Annotated in this window: 24 protein-coding genes; 6 read left to right on the forward strand and 18 right to left on the reverse strand. The window is 47.2% G+C overall.

The window, feature by feature from the left end:
• Positions 1 to 11: 11 nt before the first annotated feature.
• From FS628_RS32820 to FS628_RS26210, 4 genes are all read right to left on the reverse strand, one after another.
• A complete protein-coding gene (locus tag FS628_RS32820; RefSeq protein ID WP_260871197.1) occupies positions 12 to 974 on the reverse strand; it encodes a hypothetical protein in 963 nt (320 codons plus the stop codon).
• A gap of 44 nt (positions 975 to 1018) precedes the next feature.
• On the reverse strand, positions 1019 to 1852 hold the full coding sequence (locus tag FS628_RS26200) for a hypothetical protein (RefSeq protein WP_145325878.1): 834 nt from the start codon (positions 1850 to 1852) through the stop codon (positions 1019 to 1021).
• Between the two features lie 234 nt (positions 1853 to 2086).
• On the reverse strand, positions 2087 to 3139 hold the full coding sequence (locus FS628_RS26205) for a hypothetical protein (protein ID WP_145325879.1): 1053 nt from the start codon (positions 3137 to 3139) through the stop codon (positions 2087 to 2089).
• A gap of 86 nt (positions 3140 to 3225) precedes the next feature.
• A complete protein-coding gene (locus FS628_RS26210) occupies positions 3226 to 4941 on the reverse strand; it encodes a DUF6138 family protein (protein WP_145325880.1) in 1716 nt (571 codons plus the stop codon).
• A 282-nt stretch (positions 4942 to 5223) separates the two neighbouring features.
• Between FS628_RS26210 and FS628_RS26215 the strand changes: the two genes are divergently transcribed.
• Positions 5224 to 5466 carry a DUF7662 domain-containing protein gene (locus tag FS628_RS26215; RefSeq protein ID WP_145325881.1) on the forward strand — a complete coding sequence of 81 codons (243 nt, stop codon included), beginning with the start codon at positions 5224 to 5226 and terminating at the stop codon, positions 5464 to 5466.
• Between the two features lie 222 nt (positions 5467 to 5688).
• Here FS628_RS26215 and FS628_RS26220 read toward each other — a convergent pair whose 3' ends face one another.
• The 3 genes from FS628_RS26220 to FS628_RS26230 all read right to left on the reverse strand — a co-directional run bounded on the left by FS628_RS26220 (position 5689) and on the right by FS628_RS26230 (position 10908).
• Positions 5689 to 7341 carry an extracellular solute-binding protein gene (locus FS628_RS26220; RefSeq protein WP_145325882.1) on the reverse strand — a complete coding sequence of 551 codons (1653 nt, stop codon included), beginning with the start codon at positions 7339 to 7341 and terminating at the stop codon, positions 5689 to 5691.
• Between the two features lie 239 nt (positions 7342 to 7580).
• On the reverse strand, positions 7581 to 9173 hold the full coding sequence (locus FS628_RS26225; RefSeq protein WP_145325883.1) for a response regulator transcription factor: 1593 nt from the start codon (positions 9171 to 9173) through the stop codon (positions 7581 to 7583).
• The gene (locus FS628_RS26230; protein WP_145325884.1) at positions 9148 to 10908 is read right to left on the reverse strand and encodes a sensor histidine kinase; all 1761 of its coding nucleotides are present in this window, start codon (positions 10906 to 10908) and stop codon (positions 9148 to 9150) included. Before FS628_RS26230 ends, FS628_RS26225 begins: the two co-directional genes overlap by 26 nt.
• 318 nt (positions 10909 to 11226) lie before the next feature.
• Here FS628_RS26230 and FS628_RS26235 point away from each other — a divergent pair, with 318 nt between their 5' ends.
• Positions 11227 to 12147, forward strand: a complete 921-nt coding sequence (locus FS628_RS26235) for an ABC transporter permease (protein ID WP_145325936.1) — start codon at positions 11227 to 11229, stop codon at positions 12145 to 12147.
• A gap of 132 nt (positions 12148 to 12279) precedes the next feature.
• Positions 12280 to 13158, forward strand: a complete 879-nt coding sequence (locus FS628_RS26240; RefSeq protein ID WP_017692164.1) for a carbohydrate ABC transporter permease — start codon at positions 12280 to 12282, stop codon at positions 13156 to 13158.
• Between the two features lie 45 nt (positions 13159 to 13203).
• Here FS628_RS26240 and FS628_RS26245 read toward each other — a convergent pair whose 3' ends face one another.
• The 6 genes from FS628_RS26245 to FS628_RS26270 form a co-directional block, all read right to left on the reverse strand.
• On the reverse strand, positions 13204 to 13395 hold the full coding sequence (locus tag FS628_RS26245) for an aspartyl-phosphate phosphatase Spo0E family protein (protein WP_076328857.1): 192 nt from the start codon (positions 13393 to 13395) through the stop codon (positions 13204 to 13206).
• A gap of 248 nt (positions 13396 to 13643) precedes the next feature.
• Positions 13644 to 14660: a hypothetical protein gene (locus FS628_RS26250; protein ID WP_145325885.1), complete on the reverse strand. Its 1017-nt coding sequence runs from the start codon at positions 14658 to 14660 to the stop codon at positions 13644 to 13646.
• Between the two features lie 27 nt (positions 14661 to 14687).
• On the reverse strand, positions 14688 to 15686 hold the full coding sequence (locus FS628_RS26255) for a hypothetical protein (RefSeq protein WP_260871198.1): 999 nt from the start codon (positions 15684 to 15686) through the stop codon (positions 14688 to 14690).
• A 28-nt stretch (positions 15687 to 15714) separates the two neighbouring features.
• Positions 15715 to 16635, reverse strand: a complete 921-nt coding sequence (locus FS628_RS26260; protein ID WP_145325886.1) for a helix-turn-helix transcriptional regulator — start codon at positions 16633 to 16635, stop codon at positions 15715 to 15717.
• Positions 16636 to 16719: 84 nt separating this feature from the next.
• Positions 16720 to 16908 (reverse strand): hypothetical protein, encoded by a 189-nt coding sequence (locus tag FS628_RS26265; RefSeq protein ID WP_076334054.1) that lies wholly within the window; start codon positions 16906 to 16908, stop codon positions 16720 to 16722.
• 132 nt (positions 16909 to 17040) lie between these two features.
• The gene (locus FS628_RS26270; RefSeq protein ID WP_145325887.1) at positions 17041 to 17364 is read right to left on the reverse strand and encodes an ArsR/SmtB family transcription factor; all 324 of its coding nucleotides are present in this window, start codon (positions 17362 to 17364) and stop codon (positions 17041 to 17043) included.
• Positions 17365 to 17573: 209 nt separating this feature from the next.
• Between FS628_RS26270 and FS628_RS26275 the strand changes: the two genes are divergently transcribed.
• Complete coding sequence (locus FS628_RS26275; RefSeq protein WP_145325888.1) at positions 17574 to 18953, forward strand: MFS transporter; 1380 nt, start codon at positions 17574 to 17576, stop codon at positions 18951 to 18953.
• Between the two features lie 226 nt (positions 18954 to 19179).
• Here the strand turns inward: FS628_RS26275 and FS628_RS26280 are convergent, their stop codons facing one another.
• From FS628_RS26280 to FS628_RS26295, 4 genes are all read right to left on the reverse strand, one after another.
• Positions 19180 to 20301, reverse strand: coding sequence for a nucleotidyltransferase domain-containing protein (locus tag FS628_RS26280; protein WP_145325889.1), 1122 nt, complete (start codon positions 20299 to 20301; stop codon positions 19180 to 19182).
• 287 nt (positions 20302 to 20588) lie between these two features.
• Positions 20589 to 21038, reverse strand: a complete 450-nt coding sequence (locus tag FS628_RS26285) for a nuclear transport factor 2 family protein (RefSeq protein WP_145325890.1) — start codon at positions 21036 to 21038, stop codon at positions 20589 to 20591.
• 281 nt (positions 21039 to 21319) lie between these two features.
• Entirely contained in the window at positions 21320 to 21727 is a 408-nt protein-coding gene (locus tag FS628_RS26290; RefSeq protein WP_145325891.1) for an RrF2 family transcriptional regulator, read from the reverse strand.
• Positions 21728 to 21833: 106 nt separating this feature from the next.
• Positions 21834 to 22673, reverse strand: coding sequence for an AraC family transcriptional regulator (locus FS628_RS26295; protein WP_145325892.1), 840 nt, complete (start codon positions 22671 to 22673; stop codon positions 21834 to 21836).
• A gap of 118 nt (positions 22674 to 22791) precedes the next feature.
• On the opposite strand from FS628_RS26295, the gene FS628_RS26300 reads away from it, so the two are divergent.
• Together FS628_RS26300 and FS628_RS26305 are read left to right on the forward strand one after the other, a co-directional pair.
• The gene (locus FS628_RS26300) at positions 22792 to 23796 is read left to right on the forward strand and encodes a Gfo/Idh/MocA family protein (RefSeq protein WP_145325893.1); all 1005 of its coding nucleotides are present in this window, start codon (positions 22792 to 22794) and stop codon (positions 23794 to 23796) included.
• 20 nt (positions 23797 to 23816) lie between these two features.
• A complete protein-coding gene (locus tag FS628_RS26305; RefSeq protein WP_145325894.1) occupies positions 23817 to 24764 on the forward strand; it encodes an aldo/keto reductase in 948 nt (315 codons plus the stop codon).
• A gap of 126 nt (positions 24765 to 24890) precedes the next feature.
• On the opposite strand, the gene FS628_RS26310 is transcribed toward FS628_RS26305, so the two are convergent.
• Entirely contained in the window at positions 24891 to 25910 is a 1020-nt protein-coding gene (locus tag FS628_RS26310; protein WP_145325895.1) for a Gfo/Idh/MocA family protein, read from the reverse strand.
• Between the last annotated feature and the right edge of the window lie 36 nt (positions 25911 to 25946).

Consider the following 25946-nt stretch of genomic DNA (forward strand, 5'->3'; position numbering starts at 1 on the left):
ATGACGCTTCACTATTTAAACCACCCGCTAACGGTAGACCAGGCTTTCTTCGCTCCATGTTTCACAACATCCTTCACGGAATCATCCTGCCCATCGCCATCCAAATCCATATTCATGGTTACCCCTTCTGCAAGATATGTCAAACCTACGGATACACCCAGGCCGACCGCACCAACGGCTAGGACAGGCGCCGCCGCAGGCAGAATAGCCGCTGCCAAGAGTGTCGCTCCCACCGTTGTTGCTCCACCGACGACAACATTACCGATGATATCACCAGCAATCTTGTCACCGGATGCATTCTGGCTGATGTTCTCTTGTGTATCTGTGAATACATCGATGCCAACACTGGCCCAGCCCAGCTTGTCCGTTAAGGCGGATTTGACTGCATAACCTGGCTTCATCATCGAGGCAATTTCCTTAATCTGAGGCGTAGCGGTTCCGTTTGCTATTTTGGCTTCAATGTCACGGACATAATGAATTTTATAATCCCTTGGTCTGCCGTTCACCAATGGATTTCCCTTCACTGAATCGTAGCTTTCGCGAACCAAAATGCGTGGTGTGTTTCGATTCAGCTCCTGCTTGACCATATAGCCGTTCTTCACTCGGTATCCCAGTTTGGCGACAGCCGCAGCCGCAGTTAGCGTACCTACTGTGCTTCCGGGTCCGTCAAATGGTGCGAGCAGGTTAACACCCGTAAGGCCAAATGTACCACCCGACTGATCTTCCTGTTCCATCTTCTCCCGAGTCGTCTTTACATACGCAGCCAGCTGCTGCATGCTCTGTCCAGCGGTCTGAAACCGCTGCTGATGGGTCTGGTACAGACCAATAATGGTCTGTCGATTCCCCGACTGCCAGGCTGCTCCCTGAATGGCGTGTTGAAGAACACCGTCCACCTGTTGCAGCTGTGCCGTCACTTGTTCAATCTGCTGTGCGAGTGAGTTCAAGTAGTCACCCTTCATGACAATTTTGGTCAACTGGATTCCCCCCTTGGTTACGTTTGTGTATGTCTATATTGGGTTTAAACTCCGGGCAGTACATATAACGAACGCGTCGTTAACAGAAACAGGCTTTGCACCAATTCTTCTTCCGTCACCTTAAATGCTGTAAACAGACTGGATTCTTCCCCTTCCAGGAACAACCAGTTACCTTGGGTGCTGCCTATAAAATAAATGGTCTGTGCCTGTCCTTCCTGTCCCCGGGTGTACACATCGAACTGCCCCCACTTCTCAAGCGTGGCAAAGCCCTTCGCCAATGTCTGTAATACTGTGTGATCCAGATGATGGTCCTGCTGCAAAATGGACGCGAACTTCTCCATGGGTGAATCGACTGCCAACGCGGACAGACGCTGCAGCGTTTCTCCCTGGATGGTTGTGCGAATCGTATCCTGTGATTCAGGATTAACATGGGATGGGGATGGATCGGGTAGTTCAATCCGATTGCCAATGACTTGGAACATATCCTGTAATTCATCAAATGAAGTCAGTACCGCCTGATCTTCTGCAGGCTTCCATAGCCATTCAACCATCTGCGTACCTGACAAAAATCCATAAGTCACCGACGATTTCCCATCTGCTGCATGCAATTCGAGTCGGGTTATTGCACTGCTGAGCTTACAGCCTGTAAGCAGGTTATGTACTTGTGGCTCTATGGTGATCTGCTTGTTATCTTCCACCATAACACCGTCTTCAACAAGACCTCTAAGAATCTGTCCGTAAACCCGTTCTGACTGTACACCCTGTAATTCCGGGTCATTCAGATCCACGAGCAGTTGATTCGCTTCCGGAATATTCATCAATTGAAACAGAAACAAGGCCTCCCGGCCGGAACACTGAAACGATGTATATGAAGGCAAGGTCATTCCCCTTTTCCATGATGTCAATTTAAAGAGGTTGGCGAGAGATTCTATTCTTTTATTGTAAAAGGAACCTTGGCTGGGCTCAATGCGCCCCCACTCCTGATCTTAAGCCGTTAGGCCTGATTATATTTACCCAAAAAATAGCCAAGTCACAGCAATGACACTGCACTTGGACTATTATTTTTCTACAATTAGGCCCCACTGAAAGGAAAATGTTTCTTCGACAGTTTCCTATTCATGAATACTAGCCAAACGAACAACCCTGCGATAGTACATCGCATCCATCAAATCCTCCCAATCGAGCTCACTGGCATTAACGTCTCGATAATACACCGCAGCAGCAGGTAAGAAACCAACCAGAGGTCCTGTCCCACCACAAATCAGACTCCCGCCGTCTCCACCTTTGGGCATTACGTCCCCAGCCGAATCCAGTGAAAGCTCATACTTGTAGGGGTCTCCGACAAATTGCACCCCGAAGAAATTCGGTAGTTCCAGATCATAAGGACGATCATCCTTTTCTTCAACCAGTGAATAGTCCGATTCTGTCGATTCATCCACAAGCTCATTCACGCCTTCCAGACTTCCAAAGTGCTTCAATCTCATCGTATAGTCGAAGCTGTCACCCCAAGGAAATAACGTGCGACAACCGCCACCATAGATATACTCCCACTCATCCTCGGTCAGCAAGCCAAAGCCGGCCGCTGCTTCCTCTGTCACGACGTCCTCCAGTTCTATTCCTTCGTTGAACCACAGGATTCGGACTTCATCCTCACCTTGGCGAACCAGACGGAATTGTTGATGCAATTCATATTCACGTATCTCCGACTGCTTAAATTGCTCCAATGCTGACGGAAAATCAGGATTTTCTTGTACCAATGCTTCCTCCTCGGATACTTCAATCCAACCAAGCGAGATCAGTTCGCATTCCACGAGCATCGGCGCAATACTCACTTCTCTCACTGGTGACATCTGACTCGCCAGAAACGAATCCACGTCCTCCACACCATATTCACTTACCGTTTCGAGCAGGTCGGTTGAGGTCTCTTCGTTCATTCCATGCTGCCAATGATCCCAGCCCAGCGTTACTTGATCCCCAGGGACAAATACAAACCGCAAACCTTCCTGCGTAAACACACCTGTCTCCATCCGCTGACCGAATCGTTCAAATGTCTCGAGACCCTTATATGCCATACCATCCGGTAACTGATGAACAAGCTTACGCATCAAAGCCTCTTTCTCCTGAGTATTCAACGCCTGCCACATGTTTCGTCTCAATGTTTCCATAACTCTCCCCACCTTTCCTTATGCACTTTCACTTCTCTAAAATGCTTTACTTACACGGCACAATCTTACTTGTGTTGTTTACATTTTTATTTCCCTGCGGCCTGCAACAGTTCCAGCAATAATTCCTTCCTTCTTCCCTCCGCTTTGCGAGCGAGCGTTGTGAGCTTCTTAACCTTACCGAAGATCGGGTAAAGTACCTGTTCTGCTTCATAACGTTCGAGTCCTTGAATCGGTCTAACCAACAGTTCGAGTAATTCCTCATTCTCCAGCTCGGGCTGAATCTTCAGCTTCAGACTATCCGTCGCACGACGCAAGCTGGCGACTAACGCAGGTATGGATTGGGCCGTTACACCCTTTTTTTCCACAAATGCCGCAATGAACTTATCCTGAATTAACTGATGCTCATCATCCACTTCGCCCATGTAATATTCAACCAGCGGGAAATACCGCTCATCCATGAGCCCCAGTCCAAAGGTTGCATAACTGCCTGGCATACAGCTCTTCTCGCCCTCGGTGTCCTCGTAGAACTCGAACTCTTGGATAGCCTCACGTGCATACTCTTCCAGGAGTGGATGCAGCTCCGGGTACTCCAGTGCATTGGCAAAGAATCGGTGGGTATCCGACTTCGCGAGTCCTTTGATCGGCAAATACTGCTTTACGCCAGATTTGAGCTTGATTTTATAACTTTTCGGAAATCCCTGCTTCAATAAATGCGTGATAAAGGTAAGTGCCTGCCGATAGGCACCCGGCTCTTCCTTATGAATGTGAATGTTCATCAGGGCAAATACATCATTTGCTTTGCATTCAACCCGTTCCGTTTTCACATGAATATCGTCCTTCGCATACGTACCGCTACCTTCCGTCATCATGCTTGCTGCACGACGGCTACCAAGCTGCTTCGCGAGTTCCAAGAAAGTCAGACCTTTGGGTTTGCTATAACTGGGCTCAAAACGTAGAATCATGACTGCTGCGTACAACAGCAGATCGATTGGTTGAGACCCGGGTGTTTGCTGCTTCCGAGGCTCGTCCAAGTGTTGGCCTGCCTGTGTCTCAACGTTCGACTCCAGCGTTGCTCCTGGTTTTAGTGAATACTCATTAGCACGATATTCTGAAGATTGCACATCATAATACTGTGGCAAAAATTGATTTTCTGCCCATGCCGTCACCGCGCGAGTAATCTCACCACGATGTTCTGCCAGTGCATCCGGACGACCCTGATTCAACTCTTGAATCCGGTCATACTGCCGGATGGTCCATGCTACATCCAACTCCGGGAACAGCTTAGGATCGAGCAGATGCCCCGCCAAAAAGAAAGATTCCAGTTGCTTCGTCGGATATGTACCATGTTCCAGCTTTTTGTCTACATAGGTATGAATACACTCAAGGAGCAGCTGTCTTTTCTCTTCATTAATATATTCCAGTAACGTCAATTGCAGCTTACCTTCGGTTGTTGGGAATTTCCCACGGAAGGTGAAGCGGTAGTCAATCAACGGTGTGTTAGCCAGCTTGTCCAATCTAACTTGGACAACCTCTGCAAGCTTAGGCCCGATCTCATTGCGCACCTGTTCCTCAGTAAAGGCTCCTGCCTGTTTCGATTTCCAACCATCATCCAGACCTAGATCCAGACTGTCTACTGTGGTCCGTCCAGGTCTGTAATCCAGCACAATATCATTAAAGATGCCCATTTGCAGTGTTGTTCGCTTCACAACACTTTCCAAGTCATCCCGTTTTTCCTGTTCATCAAACCATTCATGGATCGTCGTAATCATCTCTTCCATCGCCTGGTCATACAATGTGCTCATCTAATCTCCTACTTTCCTATGCATCTTATGATGTTCATCAACCACACTTGAACCTCTGTGAATCCCGAATCAATTCGAGGCATCTATATTAAAAATACGTATTGATGTTCGTATATTACCTATTATTTTACTCTCTCAAGTACAACGGGAACAATAAGGCTTACGCACGGTTGTTCGCTAGTAAGAGAGATCTACGGATTCCTTTCATATCTATGTATGCTCTCGCTATCATCATGCCCACGTTGTATAATCAGTGTATTCCTTTTCAGGAGGTCCGACTAAATGAGCTACAGCAAATACTTCCCCTTGGAAAACTATCTGAATCAGGTTGCAATCACCCTTACATACTCAGAGCTCGAGGAAATCCTCGGGTTTACGTTACCGCCTACAGCGTATAATCGCGAACAATGGTGGGTGAATAATTCCAATAATCATACACAGGCACTATCCTGGTTAAATGCCGGATGGAAGGTGGAAAATGTGATTTTAGGAAAACAAGTAACTTTTGTGCGCTGCGAGTCCTAATTGATTATGTACTTACTTGCACTGATGGTACTCGTCATTTCAGGTTCAGTGTGCTTAATAGATATTTTGTTCGGTATAGAAGATTCGGGTGAAGGAACCCGATTATTGGTTACGACTTCAAAGGCTCTATTTTGCTTATCCTTGTTGTTTTTTGTCATTAAAATTCCTACTAAAAAAGCAGGGTAGACGGATGAATTCATCCGTTCTACCCTGCTTTGATTGTTAATTGACTGTCTTATACCATTCGTTCACTTCCGCTGTAATATCATCCCCGCCCATGGACTTCCACTTTGTCACAAACGCATCAAATTCCTCAATGCCCACCTGACCATAGATGATCTTGCTGAACGTATCCTTCTCCAGCTTGTCGATTGCATCCTTCTTCATTTTCATCGTCTCGGTCGGTGCTCCCGTGAACTTATTCTTAATGGCATTATCTTTATTCGCAACGACCACTTCAGCGGCTGCAAATACTTCGGGTTTGTTGGCAATCTTCGTATTTTTCTCAAAAGGGGTCTCCGGCTCTTTGCCCTTCGCAAGTTCCGCCAGCGTATCCATCATGAGATTCGGAATCCGTGCACCATCATACGTAATCGTATATTTGAGTGGTGATACACCATCCTTCACTTCAGCTTCACCAACGACTTTGCCATCCACGATGTCATAGTCATATCCTTGCGCGAACCCATGTTCAAACTCGCTGCCCACTTCCGGGTTGGCAAAGTTATCAAACAGATAATTCTGATACGTGAAGAAGATCTCCGGGTTCGCCATGTCTTTGTTAATCAGCACCACCCCGTTGCTTGCACCAGAACCATGTTGGTGGCTCTCGCCTGTTGGCCCTGTAGGCAAAGCAATGGCCTTGTACGTGGCACCGTCCACATTTTTCTTCACATCATCAATCGGCCAGTTTGGCATCCAGTGTGGTCCCACGATAATGCCAGCTTTACCTGCGGTAAACAGTTCTGCTGCCTTGATCTCGTCATAGACACCCGCTTCTTTGGGCAGGTAACCTTTGGACAACCAATCTTTCATCGTCGCAAGGCCTTCCTTCACACCTAGCTGAATGGAGCCATATTGCAGTGTTCCATCTCCGGCATCATTCCATTGTCCAGGCATGGTGTTGTACATGCCGAAGATCCAGCCGGATTCCGTCATCCAGGTATTGAGCGCATTCTTCATGCCGACGGTCAGACCATACGTATCTTTCTTGCCGTTCCCATCCGGGTCCTGATTCGTAAAAGCATCCATGACCGTAACCAGCTCATCCATGGTTTTTGGTTCTTCCAGTCCCAGCTTCTTCAGCCAGTCTTCCCGAATGAACATGACCGAATCGCCGTTATACGCATAATCGAAGATCGGAATGCCATAACGCTCGCCCTCATACATGTATGGATACCATTCTTCCGGTGCCGATTCAGATGCCTGTTTCCATGTGTCCGAAGCATACTTGTCAAACAACTCGCCTGCATTGGCAAATTTGCCGGACTCAATTAATTCCCGTACCAGATTGTAGTCTCCCCGAATGGAGACGATATCCGGCAGTTCTTCGTTAGCGGACAGGGACAAGCGCAATTTCGTGTAAAATGCATCATTGGTCACCGATACAGCCCACGGTGTGGTTAGATCGATGCCAAGTCGTTCCTTCGCCCATTTCGTATGCACGTTGTTCTGAGCCGTTTCCCCGTTCTTGAATTTCGTATCATCATTCCAGGCACGCAAATAGCTCATTTGTACCGCAGGTTCATACTTCCCATCTTGCAAAGCAAGTGGTGCAGCGGCTTCCTTCGCCGGTTCTTCCTTGGCCCCCGAACTGCATGCCGTTACAGCAACCATCGTGATTGCGAGCAATGCCGTCATCATTTTTCTATACATGAACTAACCCCTCCTCAGGTAACTTGGATACCCTTTTGTGCCAAATGCACCTCTGCATTTGCCATCATTCGATTTCAACCGCTCACGGGTACAAAATATGGACGAACAACACCATTTCGATCCTTATTTTGCTGATGCAAGTCGCTGATTGGATTGATGCCAAATGCACCTTACATGAAAAGGATAGTGCAGCCGGGGAGGCAAACATATATCACAATTTCAATGTTCATATTGATTTGTTAACCGTTCCGAAAATCCTGCGGGGTCAGTCCATAATGTTTGCGGAACACCTGAATGAAATAGGGCGTGTTATTGTACCCTACTTCCTGACCGACTTCATAGATCTTCATCGCCGTATGCTTCAGCAAATGAACCGCACGTTCCATTCTGGAACGGATGATATAGTCACTAATGCCTTCACCTGTGGATTGTTTGTACATTTTCGACAGATATACCGGGTGCAAATGCACCTCTCCGGCAATGACTTGCAACGATAGATCCTCGCCTAGATGATGGTCAATCCATTGCTGCACCTGCCGAATCAGCGTTGATCCGGCATCCTGTCCCGCATCGCTTGTGCTCTCTTCCCACTGCTGCATCACACTTCTGGTCCACGTTTCCAGACTGCGCAGCGAGATGCCATAACCATCCTTGAGCAACTGCTGGTACTGCTCGCCAAGCACTTCGGCTAACTGTCTTCCTTCCCGATGAGCCATATATGAGAATGCCGCCGCCAGATAATGAAAGGCCACATACACATGTTCCGGGAACACACTGTTCGACAGTTCGGCAAAGATCTGATTAATCTTACGGTGTGCATCCTCCATGCGCCCGGCTTCCAGTAACGTCGTCAGACCCGGCGGTTCATACAGCGCTGCAAGAGACTTCAACGTGGCCCCATTGGTTCCTGCCGCCGCATTCAGATGTAATCCTTTGCCCGCCTCGGCTTGCTTGCGAAGCGCACTCACGGCTTGATGATATAGTTGCGGCACCTGATCTGGGAAACGCCCCATACGACTAACAGACAGGGAAATCGTCGCGTTCAGATATTGCCTCACACTGTGGATTAACCGTTCTCCAAGCCGTCCCATTAGTATTTCCGGTTCGGCTTGGGTTTGTTTGGGACTGGCCATAAAGACCAGATCATCATAGGCGTCATCCGTATGGCAGAGATGATAGGTACTCCCGTAAATCTCTTCCACTACATTCGAGATGGCGTACTTCATTAATCGAAACGCTTTATGTGTAGGTTGATGGTCATCATACCGGATGAGCAGCAGTTGCATTTTATCCTGTGGACGGAACCCGATCTCCAGTTGCTCCAGCTTGCCTTCGAGTTCAGCATCCGCAAATTTATGCCCTAACAGTACATCCTTCATCAGCTCCGCTCGCTTCTCAGGCAGATGTTCCCTTACCGAATACATGGCCCGCTGATGCAGCATTTGTTTCTCACCCTCCAGGCGAATCTGCACGGCGGCCTGCTGCACGGATTCGATCAGTTCCTCATCTCGAACCGGTTTGAGCAGATAACTAACCGTCCCGTGTTTGAGCGCCTGCTTCGCATAATCGAAGGAAGCATGCCCCGATAAAATAATACATTTGGTCTGTTCCCACTTTTGCCTGATGTGACTGACCAGATCCAGACCGGACAGACCCGGCATGCGGATATCCGTGATAATAATATGGACCTGATGTGTTGCCATATGTTCCAGGGCTTCTTTGACTGAATAGGCTTTGAATACCTGACCAATCCCGTGTTCTCTCCACGGTATCGAGACAGCGATCGACTCTACTGCCGAATGTTCATCATCCACGACCATCAGATTCATCATGCGGTTGTTCCTCCTCAAACCATCGAATTTCTACACTAAGTCCACCGTAGGGAATCGCTCCAAAATGAAGCCCCGACGACAGCCCATATCGCGTAACGAGACGCTGGTGCACATTCCACGTGCCTGTTCCAATCTCTTCACCCATTGGTTCATTGATCTCCCGTTCCAATTCGGCAATCTCTTCCGCTGTCAGCGTGACACCATCATTATCAACAAACAGGCTATATCTTGTATATTTCCGACCCTCAATATGTTCGGGTACCGCCATTCCCGTTACGACGACATGCCCACTGCCTTCCATCGGCTCAATGCCATGGATCACCGCATTCTCTACGATCGGCTGGATGAGCAGTCGCGGAATGTGAAGCTGCATCAGTTGCTGCGGTACGGCAATCTCGTAGGTCAGCCGGTTGGTCCGCATCTGTTGAATGGACAGATAATGGTCCAGCAGCCGAATCTCTTCTTCCACTGTTGTCATGTCATTCTCGCCCCGCGTAATGTAGCGATAGTAGTCTCCCAGACTTAGCGACATGGCAATAACCGCTTCACGGTTGCCGAGCTGGGTCATATTTTTGATATAAAACAGGCAGTTGTACAGGAAATGCGGATTGATCTGTGATTGCAGATGCTTCAATGTCGCTTCCCGTGAGCGGATACGTTCCTCGTATACCTTCTCGATCAGTTCCTGAATCTGCTCCGCCATATGGTTGAAACTCTGGGTCAGGTACGCGAATTCATCACGGGAGTGATCGACCGGAATCCGTGTAGACAGCTGGCCTTTGCGAATGTGCTGCAGCCCTCTCATCAAACGATGGATTGGAACCTGAACTTTTCGATACAAAAGCAGTGCAGCCCCGATACTCAGCACCAGCAGCAACAGAATGGATGTAATAAACATATTCCGGCTCTTGTCCATCGGGTTCAACAGATCATCCAATACCACCGGGTTCACGTATACCGCCTGCAGTTGTTTGGAGTGCACGTAACTGACCAGATATTGCTTGTCGCCTACCTCCAGCTGATGATTACCTTCCCTCTCCGCTCCGTTAAAGGGGATATCCCGCATGATCGCTTGGACCAGTTCGCGGTCTGCCGTACGGTTCAGCAACGGATCATTGCCCGGTACTAACAAGAAAGGATCTCCTCCTTGCGTTTCTTTAAAATCATCCAACATGGCAACCACGTTCATCGGGTCAAAATTAATCTCCATCACGGTTCGCACGCCTGTGTTCACCGGTTTTTCATTCCACTCGTAGTTATCCGTGAAAAAGTAGGTGAAACTCCCCTGCTCCAGCTGCCATTGGCCAGGTTGTGGGAACGTCAACATCTTCTCATTGTAGACTGTCCGGCTGGACATGGTGGATAACACAAGTTCCGCTTGTGGCAGCACAATGGTAATATCGTTCTTCCAGCGGCTGGTGGACTGGTACAATGATAATTTGTCGAGAATATCCAGATAGATACTGTTCTTCTCATATTGGCTGGTTGAATCGGTCATGTAACGGTAGTGCAGGATACTCGGATCTCGTAGCAATGTCAGACCATACAGAGAGAGCTGCTCGATATTTTTATCCACCTGGGAACTGAAATAATTGAACTGGTTCAGACTCGACTGCTGTTTCTCCTCCACCACCATGTCCACATTTGCCTGGTTCGCGTATGTATACAGCAGCAGAATGGGTACCAGCAGGCAGATTAGAAGAATGACCGTCTTCGCAAATACTGTGAATTTCATCGTTTCACCCTGTCCCTGAATTTGAAGTCTTTCTATACCGAAGTCCTATTTTATATTGAAAACCCTTACATTTCTATATGATTTTATGTTCTCCGGCTTTCCTGTGACTTGAAAACCTCTGTTTCCATCAACAAGTTAATATTTCAACATCCGCATTGAAATGTTGTTCTATAGTCCGCCCTTTTCCGTTGCTATAATTCAGTTGCTCCACTCTGTACAGAGGCTTACTCGCCTCATTATGCCAGGGCTGGACGAGATAAAGGAGGGACCCTGATGGCTATGGAACAACCGTTAACAACCAATACGCCGGTGCGAAAAATGAAACCCCATCCACGCAAACGTACCCGCTGGAATTTCAAACGCACATGGCCGCTGCATCTAATGCTGCTGCCTGCTGTACTGCTCACATTACTGTTCGCCTATGTGCCCATGGGCGGCATTATTATTGCTTTTCAGGACTTCAAACCGTGGCTGGGGTTCACTGGCTCCAAATGGGTGGGCTGGGACAACTTCCGGTTCATGTTCGAATATCCCGACAGTGTTCAGGTCATCTGGAACACGGTACTGATTGCTTCAATGAAAATCGTGGCCGGACTTTTGGCCCCTGTGGTGTTTGCCATTTTGCTGAATGAGGTTCGGAACTCCACGTTCAAACGTTTCTCACAGACCTTGGTGTATCTGCCCCATTTCCTGTCCTGGGTTGTCCTTGGTGGAATTCTGCTCGACATGTTATCACCGGAAGGTGGGCTGGTAAACCAGGTGTTAGCGGCGGCTGGTGTTGAACCGATCTTCTTCCTGGGGGATGGCGACTGGTTCCGTGTCACGGTGGTAGTCAGTGATGTGTGGAAGGAGTTTGGATTCGGGACAATTGTATTTCTGGCAGCACTTGCGGGCATTAACCCGGCATTGTACGAGGCTTCAGAGGTCGATGGGGCAACACGACTTAGACAGACATTGCACATTACCCTGCCTGCACTCGTGCCGATGATTATCGTGGTAGGTACGTTATCGCTGGGCAATATCCTGAATGCAGGCTTTGACCAGATCTTCAACCTGTACAATCCGCTGGTATATGAGAAAGGCGATATTATCGATACCTTTGTCTACCGGATGGGGATTCTGAATGGCAAAATGAGCTTTGCGACCGCCGTTGGGCTATTCAAATCATTTGTCGCGATGTTCCTGGTCATCTCTGCGTACCGGATGGCGTACAAAATCGCCAATTACCGTATATTTTAAGAGGCATTTTGCATAAATCCAGACAGCGACTTTCAATCAGCAAGATATAGATCGAAATGGTTTAGTTCGTCTATATCTTGTACACGCGAGCGTTTCAAATCGAATTATGCAAAATGCTAAGGAGGAATCAAGGTGTATCACAAAACAACCGGGTACCGTATATTCAATGGCTTCAACCTGATATTCATCGCGGCCGTCTCGATCCTGTGCATCCTGCCGCTGGTCCATATTCTGGCCGTTTCCTTCAGTGGTAAAGCGGCAGCATCCGCCAATCTGGTGACACTTTGGCCCATTGATTTTACGGTGGACGCCTATACCAAAACATTTGGTAACAGTAACTTTCTGAGTGCACTCTGGATTTCAGTCCAGCGTACGGTTCTGGGCACACTGCTCAGTATGACACTTGTCTTCCTGACGGCTTATCCGTTATCCAAGGAAAGTCTACACTTCAAGGGGCGCTCGCTATATGCGTGGTTTTTTATCTTCACGATGCTGTTCAGCGGGGGATTAATTCCGTCTTATATCTTGATCCAGAAGCTTGGATTGATTAATACGATGTGGGCTCTCATTTTGCCAGGAGCAGTGGCTGTCTGGAACCTGATTCTGATGATGAACTTCTTCCGTAACGTGCCGAAAGAGCTGGAAGAAGCTGCATTTATCGATGGAGCCAACCATATCACGACCCTGTTCAAAATCTATCTGCCTGTATCCATGCCGGCCATTGCCACGATCTCTTTATTCACCATGGTAGGTCAATGGAATTCCTGGTTCGACGGGCTGATCTATATGAATGATGCTTCCAAATATCCACTCGCCACGTTAATGCAGACCATAATCGTACAGCAGGATTTCTCCAACATGAACGTGGATGCAACGCAGCTCCAGAACATGTCTCAACGTACGGTGAACGCGGCTCAGATCTTTATTGGCGCTCTGCCGATTCTGCTCGTATATCCGTTCTTACAGCGCTTCTTCGTAAAGGGGATTGTGCTCGGGGCGGTAAAAGAGTAAGGCAAACACACGGAATCCCCTCTTGGAATTCTTTGTTCAGAAAGGTCATGATTTCAGTTGATTCGAGATCTTTCTCCCGCGAGTTGCGTTGTTATATTCATTAATTAACTCATCCAGCACCATGGATTGGCGAATAACCTCCGGATGCCATAGTTCCGGGTATTGAGCTGCAATTTGATAGAGCCTTTGCCGTGCATGTTCGATACATTCCTGAATGGTTTCCGGATTATGTACCATACTCCCGCCCCCTGTTGTCCTTGAATATCATCATCCAAAAAAGACCATCTAATATAATATTCGGAACAAGAGGGGGTTTGGATTACCCCAAAATTAAAATTTTGGTTATTTTTTCTTGTAAAAGTTATGATTAGCGTGGATCACATGAGTTGATGTGCATATATGTTCAATACAAATAAACCGGATCGGCTGCGGCCTGTCCGGTTTTATTCCTGCTGAGTTTTCCAATTTTCTCTATCATGCTCCATTCATCTTAATCCAACATCCTTAAAACGATTACCTATTGTCTCTGGAAAGGCACGTTTAATCGCATCAATGGCACGTTGTTCCGTAGCTCCTGCCTTCCGGATAAGCTCAATTACCCTTTGCACACAATCTGGTTCCTTCGTATTCCATGAGATTGAATCATTAACTACATCAACAATCTCCGAATACAGTTCTGCGAGCAATGCATACTCACGCATGACATGAACCATCCGAGCTGATAGGTACTCCAGCCCTGCAACATAAGAGGCAATGTCCAGTCTTGATCTGACATAATAGCGCAGTACAGTTGCCGTTTGTTCTGTGTCATATGTTCCAGACTGCAAAGTAGCAGCCATAACCGTATACGCAGCCGCTCCACAGGCATAATCCTGGGACGGCAGCATGTAGTCATGGGTTTCCCATTTGTATACGGCCTGAATTAATGATTCCTTGCAAACTTCCCATAGATCCACAGATTCATGAGATTCCAGCACCTGATAGTACCAGTATGGCGTACTGTTCCTGCCAAATGAATCATAGGGCAGACGAATGACTTCATGTCCTTCACTTTCTCCAATAAACAGCACCTGCTCCTCATCATCATATCCGGCAGCAATGACAAATTGATCATGCCAGAGAATCGCACCTATTCCCCGGTCAATGGACGCCTTGATGTCAAGCACTGCCTGCTTCTGATAGAGCGGAAAAGTCGGTTCAAATGAAAATCCACCATGTTGTCCCGTTGTTACGCCAAGAAAATCAGCCGCCACAAAGTTCTCTGCCATCCAGTTGTATGCCGAGATTGATTCTGCGGTCAGACGCCGATCCACCACTAATCGGAATGCACTTGCCGTCATACCTGCAATCATGTGGTGTGGGAAAACCGTCCACTGTTTATGTAATAAAATGCGATACAACGCATCTGTATATGCGCTCACACCGTTCCATGATAGGTGTGCATCAGCAGAGGTTGGGGCTTGCGGGAAGCGAATCAAGTCCTGCAATACTTTGGTTGCCATTATCCTTCACTCCCTTCCTCTCTCATCCTATCGTGCGGAATGTGCTCCCCACCGTGGTATAGTGGACCTTTTACGGTCAGGATACTTCCTGGATATCACTCGAAAATAATCAATAGCCTGCTCTTCCAGTGCTTTCGCCTTCATTAGTACCTGTGCTAAATCTTCTGTGGTGTTTGGTCGCAAGACACGTCTGTTCTCCTGCTGGACCATATATCCTTTCATTAGGTCAATTAACGCCCCAATCTGTTCATAACATGCACAAGCCTGGTCCAGTTCGTTCCATATCCCTCGAACATCCTGCAAATACATCCTTATTTCGGTTCGCGAATGGCAGAAGGATTCCAAAATATAACCTGCACCCGATTCATCGAAATCCCCACTCCGCAGGGCCTGGGCCCACACATCATATGCCTTTCTACCTGAAGCAATATTCCGATCAGGCAAGAGACGATAGGGGATATCCCAATCCTCAATCGCCAGTCGCAGGGATTCCAGCAGCATCTGCTGTTCAGGGATGCGGACCTGATCACCAAACATCTGACAATACCAAAACCCTGTATAATTCAAGCCGAAATTATCATACAGCAAAATCTGCGTTTCCTTGCTCCATCCGTCTTGCACATAAAAGACGCGGTCACTGTCATCATATCCATGAATAACACCGAACTCAGGAATCCAGTAAATCACACCAGTGCCTTCATTAAGACTACGTCTCACCCAATTCACTGCATCCTGCTGGTAATAACCGAACGTGGAATGACGTGTACGTCCCCCATCCCAGATCGTGAATATCCCCAGGTTATCGACTCCGGGACGATGTGCTTCCCCCCATTGTCCATACGCTGTAACCGACATGGGAAGTAGTCTGCGATGCACCGCCAGCTTGAAAGCCATGCCTGTATATCCGGCAACTAAATACTTGGAACCTTGAAACTGACCCGTATGGGTGAGTATCGCATGCAGACTATCCACGTACGATTTGGACTCCCGCTTCATAATGAGGTTATCTAAAATAATCTCAGACAAGGAAGTATCTTCTCCTCTCTATGCTGCTTTATTTCACGTTTTGCTTACATTGTATCGCGAGCCTGTCAATTAATCCTTCTGCGCTTTGCTGAAGCTTGCGTCTAAGCCACCCAGGAGATAAAAGTTCCTCCCATTCGCTAACAAACAAATGCTGCAAGAAAGCGTCCGTGTCATAAAATTCAATTGAATAAATCTGATCTTGCCTAGCCCGAATACGATACCCTTGCCATAGGTCCATTTGCTGCAATTCTTTCAAGCGAATCTCAGCTACAAACGGTTTACGCACAGGCAGTGGTTCTTCCCATCCACCTAGGAGAGCATCTGACCTGTACTCAAATCTCTCATCCAAGATCGATACATGAACAATGCCTTCCAAGCGAATTGCCACTTGCTGTACAGGGTCTGCTTCATATCCCACCACGTAATCGGCGTTAAACTGGGATATCATCTTCAATGGGCACAAGGAAAACTGCCGTTCTCCATCGTGATCCCTGTAATGAATATGTACTCTGCGCAAGTCAGTTATGGCATGGGACAACAATTCAAAGAATTGCAGCTGCTTCGGTTGCGCTGAAAACACTGGAAGCTCGCTACTTCCCATCTGCTGCTCCTCCAACGTAAAACGCTCCAGCAAATGTGCTACACGTTTCACCGCGTCCGATTGATCATAATCGTAATGTCTATAGCGATGGGCCAGATATTTCAGCACACGCTGCTCTTCTTCGGTCATATACAAATGAGGCAACCGAAAGGTCTGATCCTCGTAACAATAGCCCCGATATTTCGCCATATACACCAAAGGGGCCCGCAGGGAGCTTGCCATATATTCAATATCACGCTGAGCCTGACGACGGGAGATTTCAAATTCACGGGCAAGCCAGCTGCTGTTCGGAAAACGTCCACCCCGAATCTGTTCGTCAAACCAGTGAATCCGGTGCATGCTACTCATCTTCCCGCCCCCCATCTCATCCAATCCTAATATATTCCATTATATCAAAAGACATGGCCCGTTCCGAAGAACAGGCCCGTTATGTTATACGTGTGCCTTATCCACTCTGGATTGCACTGCTTTGGAGCATTTCTTGCATACTTTCAGACTTGTACCGTCTGTTTTTGTTTGCGTATACAACAATTTAATTCGGGTACTGCTGCACACCGGGCATGTTCCCCGGCCCCTGGAAGGAAGACTCCACAAGATGCGCCCTCTTTTGGTTTTTGCCAATGGTTGTGAACCTCTTTTCGATATGGTTTGTGTGTTCACCGTTATTATATAGGGCATGGTACGACACAGAATGTCGTAGCAGGATTAGAAAATAAAAAATGTCCCCTCTTCGACCTGAAGAAAGGACACCATTTAGGAAGGATCTGTGCTCGTCTGTGCTGCGGCCTGCAATAATGGTTGCAAGAGCCCTGGAAAGCGTGTTTCCAGATCATCGGACCGCAAGGTGAGAAAATGCTGTGTGCCCTGCACTCTGACCCGGATAACTCCGGCTTCCCGCAGGGTCCGAATGTGATGCGACATCGTTGACTTCACAACTGGTGCATGAAAATGACTGCACGGTTGCTCCCCGCTTCTCGCTGCTTCCGCAACAATCCCAAGACGGGTCGGGTCGCTTAACGCATATAATACAGAGGAAAGTTCAATATCCGCTACTTGCGGATGATGTAAAATTTTCATACTGTAGTCTCCTTTTTTCAGACTATCCATTGTATTTTAACACAGATCCATGATATATTTCTAATGTTCGACACCAATCGAACTTTAATGATTTCGTTATGTAACCCCTGCTGTCAGGCACGGGATTGACATCATACTACATTTTGCAAATGTTACACACCGTTTCTGAAATGTTGCGAAATACACATCACTCACTCCAGGAGGTTTTTATGAACAACACCGCAACCGCATCATCAGGGGAACGGACCGGAATACAGGAAGGATTAATCGTAAGCTTGCTTGGCTTCACCGTTGTACTCGTTGTGATGAATACAATGATGTTTAATCTGGCCCTGCCCAAAATAGCAGCCGAATTTATGCTTACATCCGTCGCTTCCTCATGGATTGTTACAGGGTATTCCATTGTATTTGCGATTTCCTCGATCACCTTCTCACGGCTATCCGATTTCGTACCCATTCGTACACTATTCACGACCGGGCTTACGTTACTCGGTGCTGCTTCCGTTCTCGGTTTTTTCAGTAATCACTTCATCATTTTGCTCATTGCACGTCTGATCCAGGCTGCAGGTGCTGCTTCGGTTCCGGGGCTCGCCATTGTGCTGATTACTCGGTACATTCCACATGATCGCCGGGGTAAATCGATGGCTGTCATCATGTCCGCCAGTTCGCTGGGTCTTGGACTTGGTCCTGTCATCGGCGGAAGTATTACTCAGTTTTTGGGATGGCATGATCTGTTTATCGTGACGGGTTTAACATTGTTCTTGATTCCTGTATTCTTCAAACTGCTTCCTCGGGAAACACCGCAAAAAGGTTCATTTGACCTGCTGGGTGCCGTGCTTCTCGCCATCGGTACTACGGGTGTGCTGTTATTCCTGACTTCCCGTCAGTGGTTCACACTTGTTATCGGTGCTGCCGCACTGCTTCTGTTCTGGCTCCGAATTCGACGCGCAGCAGATCCATTTGTTCAACCTGCTTTGTTCAAAGACAAAAAATATATGATGCTTAGTTCACTAGGAATTGTATCGTACATCAATAACTTCTCAACGCTGTTCCTACTGCCACAGATTTTGGCGCATCTGTATGGACTGACACCTGCTCAATCCGGGCTTGTCATCTTCCCGGGTGCAGTCGTGTCCATGCTGCTGTCCAACCGGATCGGCCGAATGATTGACCGACATGGCAATACATTGCTGCTGAAGTTTGCACCATGGCTGCTACTGGCCGCTGCCGGATTGTTCGCCTTATTTGCAGACAATAGCATCTACGCCATTATGGCTGTCTATGTCCTGCTCAGCGTAGGCTTCTCTTCCCTAACCACCAGCGTGTCCAATGAATTGTCTGGCAATCTGACCATGGATCAGGTCGGTGCAGGTATGGGATTGTTCCAACTTAGTCAGTTCTTCAGCGGTGCTTTCAGCGTTGCTGTCACTGGTGTAGCGTTGACTGCGATGCAAAACATGCCGCTATCCTCAGCGTACACTAATATTTTCTGGGGCATGACTGTGGTCGCACTCGCATCGGTTATTTTCTCTCAGGTGTATCTGAGAATGCAGTCACGGAAAGTCACGGAAACAAGTCGTCAGATTTAATATCTCATCTTAACTCGTTACATCATCGTATTTATCTCAAAGAAACCAGGTGAGGGCCACTTCAGTCCAAACCTGGTTTTTAATTGTATACAAAAAAGAATTGTCATTATTTCTGCAACAATCCCTATTCTCGGTTAGGCTGTTGTTTGAAACATAAGTTTCATGACCATTCTTGTATAAATTTTCCTTTATCTGAAAAATTGTATTAGCGTCCCTCGTCAGATCACTATGTAATAATTCTATTTATGTAATATGATTTGAATTCAGCAACAGAGTCGAACTGGTTTAAAGATACACCTTCTGTTTTAAGGTGATTCTCTACCTTATCAATTAATAGCAGTATAGCTAATCGCAACGGTTCAAGATCTGTGGGATTTAACAACGCGACAAGATCTGGATATCCATAACGATCATAAAACTCCCGATACTCACCTAAGTCAGCAATACTAGGCCAGCGTCCTTTCTCTGCCGCATACAAAATTCGAGATAAACCATCCTGTAAACCTGTGGCCACAAAAAATGCCGTTTCGTAATGGCCTTTTTCGCACGCGGTTAGCAGCTTATTCATCATCCCCCTCTCCTCTTCGTAGTATCCCATCATGTGTTCTTTATAGGAACGCACCACTTCTTGGCTATTTTGTCGCTTCGAGATCAGGCGAAGCATGTCTGCAGTTAATTTTTCACACGCTAACATTATGTCTGCTGGAATAAGACTAAACATCATGGTATCCAAATACTTGTCCAGTTGCTCCGGTTTATGGGTAAGATTTCGGACTTGCTCACGGTAGTACCCCCACGAACGTGTGTAGTAGGTTTGATTCAAGAATCCAAGAGACTTAAAGATATTTGCCGCAATCTCTTGAGATTGGGTTCGAAAATAACTCAGATCTTTGGAGTTCTCAGCAATCCGCATTTTAGCTATGGAAATAAGACAATCTTTCAATGCCGATTCAGCTTTGTTTATCATTTCAGCTGTTTTGGATTCACTGCCCATACTGGATATGGTCTCACGAAGTCCCATAAATTTTGCTAGATCATCATCTGATCGCACATATAACAGCTCACAGTCTGCTATAATAGTCGTGCTCCACTCTTCAGAAGTTGCCATTCTCTCAGCACGTTCCCATCCAATTGGCCAGAAATCAAAACTTATGCCATTAACAATGAACTGACATTCTACTTGTCTCCCTCTGGTCGTGGCTGGGATGAAAAAGAAATCCAAATCTGATCGTTCAGTCGCTCGACCCTGCAAATATGATCCATAATACCCTACAATCGCAACATCTTGAGAGTAATGTTCCTTGATATGATTTACAATAATGTCAGCTACAGCAAAAACATCAATCATTAGATAACCCCCTTGTACTCTGAATGCTTTCACATAAACTAAAGTGGCAGTTAGCTTTAGAATGGTCCAAGCATTCTTTAGAATATATATCCATATTCGCGGTATGGTACCAACTTCCTTTTTGGGGGCATATTTCTCCTTCAAGAGGTATGTACGTAATTTAATTTATTGTTTTTCACTAACCTTCCCCATAGATGCAGCACAAAATAGCCCCAAGGACGCATTCATCGCTCCCCAGGGCTATTATTCTATTGATGCTCACTTCTATATTCTTCTAAACATTTTTACTATTCAAACAAGTCCAGACGAAGACGCTTCAGGCTCGTATGTTTGATATACCATTGGCCGTCGATTTTGACAAAAGTCTCGTGGTAGTGCCCAAATCCGTGGAAGGATTTGTTCTCATTGCCCTCCGGGAACGTTACCCAATCTTCCATTGGGGAGATGACCTTCGCTTCGTTCTCGGATACAAATTCAACCTCAGCGCTATGTACATGATGCACGGTTACGGCAACATCCACCAGATCACGGAATACTTGTACGATCGTATCACGGCCTGTTAATACCGGAATCGGATTGCCTTCTGTGCTGAAATCGGCGACTGCATCCGGAGCGAACACTTCACCCAAGGTATCCCACTGTTTCGTATCAATATAGCGGCAATAGCGCGCCTTGGTGTTCCGAATGTTTTCCAGCGCGAGCAATTGTTCCAGTCCTGTAATCGTTGATTGGCTCATGTGTTGTCCCTCCAGAGATGTAAAATGTGATGTAAGATTTGGATCATGTATGTACGCATACTATACCTTCCTTATTGTACCATTCGACTTCTATTAGGTACAACGACATATTATACGCTTGAATATTAACCACTCCACTGACTCTTGAAATGTCCCCTTGCAACGAAATACCTACAATACAAAAAAATCTTTCCTTACCTCGCACGAGGATGGGGAAAGATCTAGACAAAATCGATATTTCAGACGAATACACCGTTCATTGATACTTCATTAGCCGCAAGTTACAGGGTATGTGCACCCTTCATCTGAGAAGCCAGTTCTGACATCTTTTTATTGTTCAAAAAACTCTCCATCTCTTCTTCCGCCTGCACCATCACCTGCTGGATCAAGCAGCCTGCGTTATGATTCTGGGAACATTCGAACAGGGACGCCTGACCTTCAATCGCATGAATGATTTCCAGGAAGGAAGGATCGGGATTTTTACGACTAAGCCGGTAGCCACCATTGGCTCCAGAAGTAGATTCAATCATGCCCGCCTTAACCAATTTGGTCAAGATTTTGGACAGATAGGTTGGGGATACCTTTTGCAGTTCTGCAAGTTGGTGTACACTAACCAGCTGCTCAGGAGCAGTACTTACAAGATGAAGCATGGTATGCAAAGCATAATTTGTTGCTTTTGAATATTTCATGAGGGCACCTCATTATACACGGATTTAATTTATCCATAATAGACTTGATTAAGCTCTCTGTCAAACTACTGTGCTTCAAGCGCTGGAAACATCGCAAGGATCTGGGTTAATTGTGATACAATCCACGATAATCTGTAGGTGTCATCCCCTCGTGAGCCATGAATTGACGGTTAAAATAACTGGCATTGGGATACCCTGCGTCCTCCGCAATCTGTCCAATATTGGCCGTAGGCCGTTCCAGCAGCCATTGTTTCGCCATCTGTAACCGTGAACGAGTGATAAACTCCATGGGCGTCATCTCCACAGCATTCTTGAACATTTTGCAAAAGTAATACGAACTCACACCTGCGAGATCTGCCCAGTCTTGTAATAGGAAAGGCTGGCAGGCCTCCTGCTGCATCTGTGGAAGCAGCGCAAGAACCCGACTTTCCGCCTTGCTGGTAGTGCGTGTGCTCTTTAAAGGTACCGCATGCTGCACGAACTCAGCGAGTACAGCATAGGTCAGTGTGGATAGCTGAGCTGGCCGCAGCATGGTGTTCTGTTCAGCTTCGGTTAGCAGGGCCAGATGAGCCTCTTCCCATGAACTACGCTGCCGCAGCGTCCACAGCAGATTGCGATGCAGCCCCCGCTCAATCATATAATCATGCAGACGTTCACCATAGAAGTGCACCCATCTCACATCCCACGGATCATCTACGCTGCTGTAATAATGCTGTTGTTGCTGCGGGAAATAAAGCACGGCCTGACCTGCACGAAGCTCATGCACCACCCCGTCCACTTCCACGTATCCTTTGCCCGCAGCGACATAGTGAATATTAAAATTGTTCAGTACGCCAGCCTCCCGTAATACGGAATGCTGGGGATGATCCATATAGTGCCCGACCGATTCCGGGTAACAAAAATATGGAATATCCTGCAAGGTTAGCAATACGGTTTGCCTCATCATAGCGACTTCTCCTTACTCAACAATATTGTGTTAACTAACTTCAATATATTATCATTTTAATTCGATCATCTATTCCTTATAATCACAATATACATTTATACACAGGAGGATACAACACATGAATCCAGTTCAAAAATTGCGTTGGGGCATTCTTGGTAGCGCTAGCATTGCTGTGGAATCCGTCATTCCAGGCCTGCAGCAATCCGAGTTGAATGAAGTAACCGCGATTGCCAGTCGAGACGAAGATAAAGCCAAACAGACGGCCGAGCAACTTGGGATCGAGAAGGCTTATGGCAGTTATGAAGCTTTGCTCGCTGATGATTCCATTGATGCCGTATATATCCCACTGCCGAATCATCTGCATCGGGAATGGACGATCCGGGCTGCTGAAGCAGGCAAACATATTTTGTGCGAAAAACCACTGGCTCTGACAGAGCAGGAAGCTCAGGAGATGGTTCAAGCTTGTGCAGATGCAGGTGTGCATCTGGCTGAAGCATTCATGTACCGCCATCATCCACGTTACGATCAGATCAGAGACATCATTGCCAGCGGTGAGATTGGTGAGATCCGCGGCATTCACAGTACATTTTCGTTCAATAATTCCAATGCATCAGGCAATGTCCGCTTTCGGCGGGATTGGGGCGGAGGTGCACTGTATGATATCGGATGTTATTCCATCAGCGTAGCACGTCTGCTGCTTGGTCAAGAACCAAGTGCAGTTACCGTTATTGGCATGTTCTCTCCACAGCATGATCAAGTCGATATGATGGCTTCCGGACTGCTGGAATTCGATAATCACGTTGGCGTGACGTTTGACAGCAGCATGTGGGCAGCCTTCCGCAACACGCTGGAGGTATTGGGATCCGACGGTATTATTGAAGTCCCTTCGGCATTTATCAGCGGACAGGACCGCAGTTCCAACTTCTATGTAACGACTGGTGGTGAACGCAGAGAGATTGAAGTCCCGCAAGTAAACCACTACTCTCTACAGGGAGATGATATGGCACGTGCTGTACTTCAGGGCAAGGATCTGCGCTTCGCCCCTTCTGATGCAGTAGCTAATATGAAAGTACTGGAAGCTTGCCTTCGTTCAGCGGAAGAACGTACACGAATTACACTATAATTGAGAGGATGAACTGACTTATGGAATATATCGAAATTGCTGGTGCAGGTAAACGTGTCTCCAGATTGATTAAAGGAACCGATTATTTCGTGCATAATGCCTACGATAAAGCAGCTACGAACATGGATGCTTTTCTGTCGATTGGCGGTAACACTGTAGATACAGCACATATCTATTGTGGTGGACAGAGTGAAGAAGTCCTTGGTCGTTACATGAAAGAACGTGGTAACCGCGACCAGATCGTCATTCTCACCAAAGGCGCGCATCATGACCAGAACGGACCACGCGTTAACGCTGAGGCGATCCGTAGTGACTTGCTGGAAAGTCTGGAGCGTCTGCAGACGGATCATGTAGAGATGTATGCCTTGCACCGGGATGATCCCAATACCCCCGTGAGTGTTATTCTTGAAGCACTGAACGAACATATTGAATCTGGCAAAATCGGAGCCATCGGTGCCTCCAACTGGACTTGGCAACGTTTAGAGGAAGCCAATGCGTACGCTGCGGCGAATGGCCTGAAGGGCTTCACCTTCAGCAGTCCGAATCTCAGTCTCGCCAAAGCCAACGAGCCTTTCTGGGAAGGCTGTGTGTCGGCAGATGCAGAGACGCTCGCATGGCATGAGCAAACCAAGCTGCCATTGCTGTCCTGGTCTTCCCAGGCACGCGGTTTCTTCACTGGACGATTCACACCTGAAGTTCGGGATAACGAAGATCTGGTTCGTGTATTCTATAGTGACGGCAACTGGGAACGATTGCGTCGCGCTGAGCAATTGGCCAATTCGAAGAAAACAACACCTATCCAGATTGCACTCGCTTATGTATTGAATCAGACATTCCCAACCTGTGCGCTGATCGGAGCCCAGAATCAGGCGGAACTGCTCTCCTGTGACGAAGGGTCTCGAATCACGCTGACTCCTGCTGAAATAGCATGGCTGGATCTGGGCAGTGAAGTGCCGGCTGGCATCTAAAGAAAGTTAATTATTCATCAACAAATACAGAAGGACTTACCCCAGAGTACATCTCTGAAGGTAAGTCCTTTATATCATAGATTAAGACATATAAAATGTTAGAAATTGCACTGTTATTCAGTTGAATTACAGCTTAATGATCTGACCTGTCTTCTCGGATTCGAATGCTGCCAGGATGACTTGCAGGGAACGCAAGCCTTCTTCCCCAGAAATCGCTGGAGGTGTTTGGGTCACAATCGACTCTACAAAGGCGTCAATCACACCACTCGGCACTTGTTTCTCGTTGGTAGCCATGGCACCGACTTTGTACGTCTCAACCGTACCATTGGTCAACTCAACGATAACTTCATCGCCTTCCACTGTTCCAATCTTCATAACACCATTCTCACACCACAGAACTGTACTGTTGTCTCCGGCTCTGTATTGCGTCCAGCTCGCTACCAGCGTTCCGATTGCTCCACTCTTCATACGAAGCAGGCAAGTTGCGTTATCGTCAACCTGAGTGCCTTCCTTGTGCAGTGTGCTGATGAAACCAGCCACTTCAGATACTTCATCATTCAGCAAGTAACGGATGAAGTCTGATTTGTGCACGCCGAGGTCGCCCATAGCGCCCATAATCGCTTCTTCTTTACGGAAGAACCAGCTTTCTGCTCCGTCCACACTCCATGCTTCCGGACCCGGGTGACCGAAGGAAGTACGGAAATTCAGGACTTTACCGAGTTTGCCGGAGTCGAGAATTTCTTTTGCTTTGACATGAGGAGGCATCAGACGCTGGTTGTGTCCAACCATCAGATACACACCATTTTTCTTGGCAGCTTCGATCATTTGTTCGCCTTCTTCAGTGGATACTGCCATTGGTTTCTCAACCAAAACATGCTTACCTGCATTTGCAGCAGCAATCGCCATTGGCGCATGCAGATAGTTCGGTGTACACACACTAACGGCATCAACTGTTTCGTTTGCAAGCAATTCTTCGTAACTGGAATAAGCTTTACCGCCGTAAGTCTCGGCCATCTTCTCCGCACGCTCCACAATCGGATCGGCAAAAGCGACAAGTTCTACGTTCTCATTGGCAGCGTACTCTGGAATATGTCTGCGCTCGGCAATGGCTCCACAGCCGAATACAGCAACTTTAATTTTACTCATGTACATAAGTCTCCTTTGACAATTAGATTAGCATTT

The sequence above is a fragment of the Paenibacillus xylanexedens genome, assembly GCF_007676705.1.
Classification (GTDB): Bacteria; Bacillota; Bacilli; order Paenibacillales; family Paenibacillaceae; genus Paenibacillus; species Paenibacillus xylanexedens_C.

Excerpts from the sequence above, each read along its gene's own strand:
- FS628_RS26205 (WP_145325879.1), bottom strand. The coding sequence starts at position 3,139 with ATGGAAACATTGAGACGAAACATGTGGCAGGCGTTGAATACTCAGGAG.
- FS628_RS26210 (WP_145325880.1), bottom strand. The coding sequence starts at position 4,941 with ATGAGCACATTGTATGACCAGGCGATGGAAGAGATGATTACGACGATC.
- FS628_RS26215 (WP_145325881.1), top strand. The coding sequence starts at position 5,224 with ATGAGCTACAGCAAATACTTCCCCTTGGAAAACTATCTGAATCAGGTT.
- FS628_RS26220 (WP_145325882.1), bottom strand. The coding sequence starts at position 7,341 with ATGTATAGAAAAATGATGACGGCATTGCTCGCAATCACGATGGTTGCT.
- FS628_RS26225 (WP_145325883.1), bottom strand. The coding sequence starts at position 9,173 with ATGATGAATCTGATGGTCGTGGATGATGAACATTCGGCAGTAGAGTCG.
- FS628_RS26230 (WP_145325884.1), bottom strand. The coding sequence starts at position 10,908 with ATGAAATTCACAGTATTTGCGAAGACGGTCATTCTTCTAATCTGCCTG.
- FS628_RS26235 (WP_145325936.1), top strand. The coding sequence starts at position 11,227 with ATGAAACCCCATCCACGCAAACGTACCCGCTGGAATTTCAAACGCACA.
- FS628_RS26245 (WP_076328857.1), bottom strand. The coding sequence starts at position 13,395 with ATGGTACATAATCCGGAAACCATTCAGGAATGTATCGAACATGCACGG.
- FS628_RS26250 (WP_145325885.1), bottom strand. The coding sequence starts at position 14,660 with ATGGCAACCAAAGTATTGCAGGACTTGATTCGCTTCCCGCAAGCCCCA.
- FS628_RS26260 (WP_145325886.1), bottom strand. The coding sequence starts at position 16,635 with ATGAGTAGCATGCACCGGATTCACTGGTTTGACGAACAGATTCGGGGT.
- FS628_RS26270 (WP_145325887.1), bottom strand. The coding sequence starts at position 17,364 with ATGAAAATTTTACATCATCCGCAAGTAGCGGATATTGAACTTTCCTCT.
- FS628_RS26275 (WP_145325888.1), top strand. The coding sequence starts at position 17,574 with ATGAACAACACCGCAACCGCATCATCAGGGGAACGGACCGGAATACAG.
- FS628_RS26280 (WP_145325889.1), bottom strand. The coding sequence starts at position 20,301 with ATGATTGATGTTTTTGCTGTAGCTGACATTATTGTAAATCATATCAAG.
- FS628_RS26285 (WP_145325890.1), bottom strand. The coding sequence starts at position 21,038 with ATGAGCCAATCAACGATTACAGGACTGGAACAATTGCTCGCGCTGGAA.
- FS628_RS26290 (WP_145325891.1), bottom strand. The coding sequence starts at position 21,727 with ATGAAATATTCAAAAGCAACAAATTATGCTTTGCATACCATGCTTCAT.
- FS628_RS26295 (WP_145325892.1), bottom strand. The coding sequence starts at position 22,673 with ATGATGAGGCAAACCGTATTGCTAACCTTGCAGGATATTCCATATTTT.
- FS628_RS26300 (WP_145325893.1), top strand. The coding sequence starts at position 22,792 with ATGAATCCAGTTCAAAAATTGCGTTGGGGCATTCTTGGTAGCGCTAGC.
- FS628_RS26305 (WP_145325894.1), top strand. The coding sequence starts at position 23,817 with ATGGAATATATCGAAATTGCTGGTGCAGGTAAACGTGTCTCCAGATTG.
- FS628_RS26310 (WP_145325895.1), bottom strand. The coding sequence starts at position 25,910 with ATGAGTAAAATTAAAGTTGCTGTATTCGGCTGTGGAGCCATTGCCGAG.